Below are 3,507 nucleotides of genomic sequence, written 5' to 3' on the forward strand. Positions count from 1 at the left end.
GGAAGGTGTCTTAGAAGCCATGTTAGCGGCGGGTGTTGATGTGGTGCGTTTAAATTTCTCGCATGGCACCGCGGATGATCATCGTCGACGCTTAATGCGCGTGCGCGAAATTGCCGCTCAGCTGGGCCGAAGTGTCGCGGCGCTGGGTGACCTTCAAGGCCCTAAAATTCGCATCGCGCGCTTCAAAGAGGGCGCTGTGGTTCTTCAAGAGGGCCAGCCGTTTATTCTCGATATGGCGCTTGATGGTGATGCGGGCGATGTGCACCAAGTGGGCTGCGACTACAAAACCTTGGCGCAAGATGTGACGGCTGGTGACCGCCTACTGCTAGATGATGGTCGTGTGGTACTGGATGTCACACGGGTAGATGGCCAACAGGTACACACTGACGTGGTTGTGGGCGGTAAGCTCTCCAACCATAAGGGTATTAACAAGCAGGGCGGTGGGCTTTCTGCTCCCGCGTTGACCGAGAAAGATAAAGTTGACCTAAAAACCGCTGTTGAGATTGGTGTCGACTACCTTGCTATCTCATTCCCTCGTCATGCGGAAGATATGTTAGAGGCGCGCCGTCTACTCGGTGAGGCAGGTAAAGATATAGGCTTAGTTGCCAAGGTGGAACGTGCTGAAGCCGTAGCGGATGAGGCAACCCTTGACGGCATTATTGAAGCATCAGAAGCGGTCATGGTGGCGCGTGGTGATTTAGGGGTCGAGATTGGCGATGCCAAGTTGGTCGGTGTGCAGAAGCGCATGATCAAGCGCGCGCGTTCGCTTAACCGCGCTGTGATTACTGCCACGCAAATGATGGAAAGCATGATTTCTGCGCCGCTGCCTACCCGCGCAGAGGTATTCGACGTTGCCAACGCAGTACTGGATGGCAGTGATGCAGTAATGCTTTCCGCCGAAACGGCTGCAGGCGATTACCCACTGGAAACCGTTGAGGCGATGGCACGAGTCTGCTTAGGCGCCGAGCGTGAGAAAACTGCCCAAGAGTCAGGACATCGTATTCATGAAGGCTTCTCACGGCCAGACGAAACCATTGCACTTTCGGCAATGTATGCTGCCAATCATATGAAAGGCGTTACAGCGATTGCCTGTATGACCTCCTCGGGTTATACGCCGCTAATTGCCTCGCGTATTCGTTCAGGCTTGCCTATTGTAGGGCTTGCTCACACCCCTATTGCTCAACGTCGTATGGCGCTTTATCGTGGTGTTGTATCACTGCCGTTTGATACCTCAGCAATGAGCGCCACAGAGTTGAATGACGAAGCACTGACGCTGTTGGTTAAGCAGGGTGTTGTTAAGCTTGGCGATCACGTGATACTGACTCGAGGTGATCATATGAACGCTCATGGCGGCACTAATACCATGAAGATCATGGCAATTACCGAACAGCATATTGAGCAAGCGCAGCGCTGATTGATGCGAATCCTGCTATTAACGTGTTTACTGTTTGTTACTGCGCCTGTGTTTGCAGGCGCACCTATCATTGCGGCTGCTTCTAATCTGCAGTTTGCGTTGGAAGAGGCTGCGGAACGCTTTACTCAGCAAACGGGTCATGCTCTGCGCCTCAATTTTGGTTCCTCCGGAAATTTTCGCCGCCAAATTGCTCAAGGGGCCCCCTTTGAGCTGTTTCTCTCGGCGAACGAAGCCTTTGTACAAGCGCTTTATCAAGAAGGCCACGTCGATAACGAGGGCGTTATTTACGCCCGTGGTCGGCTGGCGTGGGCGCAGCCTAAAGGAAAGTACCCACCCCCCGATGCACACACGCCGCTTGTTGGTGTTCATGAGGCGATTGCCGCACTTGAGGAGGGGCAGCGTCAGCGTATCGCGATTGCCAGCCCTGAACATGCGCCTTACGGAGTTGCTGCCCAAGAGGTATTGCAAAAGGCTGGGCTGTGGGAAACTACCGAGCCATTGCGTATTCAAGGTGAAAATGTGTCGCAAACGCTGCAGTTTGCCCTGTCGGATGATGCCCGCGGTGGGTTAGTGGCGTACTCTTTGGTGCTGGCTTCAACACTCAGCGAGCGAAGTGAGTTTGTGTTGATTCCCGAAGCGTGGCACACGCCGTTGCGCCAACGTATGGTACTTACGCCTCAGGCAGGAGAGGTGGCACAGGCTTTTTATGCATGGCTTCAGCAAGCAGACGCGCAGGCTATTTTCCAACACTACGGTTTTAATACAGATTGATGGACTGGACAGCGCTCTCGGTATCGCTGCGCTTAGCAGGCTTGACCTGCCTCTTTTTGCTGCCCGTTGGAGTGTGGCTAGGCCGTGCGTTGGCTACCGCACATTTTCGCGGCAAAGGGCTTTGCGAAGCGCTAGTGGCGTTGCCGTTAGTGTTGCCACCCACCGTGCTCGGCTTTTATTTGCTACAGCAATTTGGCCGCGACGCTCCTCTAGGAAGTGTTTGGGCTTCGTTAACAGGAAGTGGGCTCAACTTCACTTTTAGCGGTATCTTGCTAGCCTCATTAATTGCTAATTTACCTTTTGCGATTCAGCCTATTCAGCGGGCGTTTGAGAATGTGCCAACTAATCTGCGTGAAGCTGCCTGGTGCAGCGGGCTGAGCCCTTGGCAAACTTTTTTGCGCATTGAACTACCGCTGGTATGGCCAGGCATTCTTTCCGCTATCGCATTAACATTTGCCCATACATTGGGAGAGTTTGGGGTGATTTTAATGGTCGGTGGTGCCATTGATGGGGAAACTCGCACGCTAGCGATTGCTATTTATGATCGGGTACAGGCGTTCGATGAACAGGGGGCCGCACGTATGTCAGCGCTGCTGCTATTGGTGTCGTTAACAACCCTAGGTCTGGTCTACGGGCTTGCAGGCAGGCGCAGGTGGGTGCGTGGCTAAAGTGATCACTGGTAGCGGACTGGAGGTAATGGCCAAGCAGCGTAGTCCGATACCACTGGACGCGGCATTTAGCTGCCCAGCGGGCGAACTCCTAGCGCTGGTGGGCCCGTCCGGTAGTGGCAAAACCACGTTACTGCGTACTATCGCTGGCCTGTATCAACCAGAGCAGGGCCATGTGGCATGTTTGGGCAGCACTTGGTTAGCAACTGAACGGCGCTACTCGCTTACCCCCCAGCAGCGAAAAATCGGCATAGTGTTTCAAGATTATGCGCTGTTTCCCCATCTTACTGCGCTAGCGAATGTCCAGCTTGCCCTGGGACATCTTCCCCACTCTGAACGTCCGCTTCGTGCGAAGCAGTGGCTTGCCAATGTACGTTTGGAGGGGCTGGAAAAGCGCTTTCCCAGCGAACTTTCTGGCGGCCAGCGCCAACGCGTGGCGCTGGCACGCGCCTTAGCGCGTGAACCGCAGGTATTATTGCTAGATGAACCCTTCTCAGCTGTTGATCAGGTGACCCGACGCCGACTGCAGCGAGAACTGGCGCTGTTGCGTCAGCAAATATCGATTCCCATTATCTTGGTTACCCACGATTTAGAAGAAGCCACTGCGCTAGCAGATCAAATCTGCGTGCTGCATAACGGCGTGAGTCTTCAACA

General features: G+C 54.2%; 4 protein-coding genes. All 4 read left to right on the forward strand.

Annotation, left to right across the window (positions count from 1 at the left end; genetic code table 11):
• Positions 1 to 1,414, forward strand: a 1,414-nt coding sequence (pyk, locus tag INT22_RS07740; protein WP_226912503.1) for a pyruvate kinase, incomplete at its 5' end; no start/stop codon positions are given.
• Positions 1,415 to 1,417: 3 nt separating this feature from the next.
• Positions 1,418 to 2,185, forward strand: coding sequence for a molybdate ABC transporter substrate-binding protein (gene modA, locus INT22_RS07745; RefSeq protein WP_193067995.1), 768 nt, complete (start codon positions 1,418 to 1,420; stop codon positions 2,183 to 2,185).
• Entirely contained in the window at positions 2,185 to 2,853 is a 669-nt protein-coding gene (modB, locus tag INT22_RS07750) for a molybdate ABC transporter permease subunit (RefSeq protein ID WP_193067996.1), read from the forward strand. The genes modA and modB overlap by 1 nt, the downstream gene beginning before the upstream one ends.
• Positions 2,846 to 3,507 (forward strand): ABC transporter ATP-binding protein (locus INT22_RS20465; RefSeq protein ID WP_319022056.1); only part of this gene is annotated, 662 nt, incomplete at its 3' end. The genes modB and INT22_RS20465, both read left to right, overlap by 8 nt.

The sequence above is a fragment of the Halomonas sp. 3D7M genome (assembly GCF_014897885.1).
Taxonomy (GTDB): Bacteria; Pseudomonadota; Gammaproteobacteria; order Pseudomonadales; family Halomonadaceae; genus Vreelandella.

What these genes read in the sequence shown, in the direction of transcription:
- modB (WP_193067996.1), top strand. Translation starts at nt 2,185, where the DNA reads ATGGACTGGACAGCGCTCTCGGTATCGCTGCGCTTAGCAGGCTTGACC.
- modA (WP_193067995.1), top strand. Translation starts at nt 1,418, where the DNA reads ATGCGAATCCTGCTATTAACGTGTTTACTGTTTGTTACTGCGCCTGTG.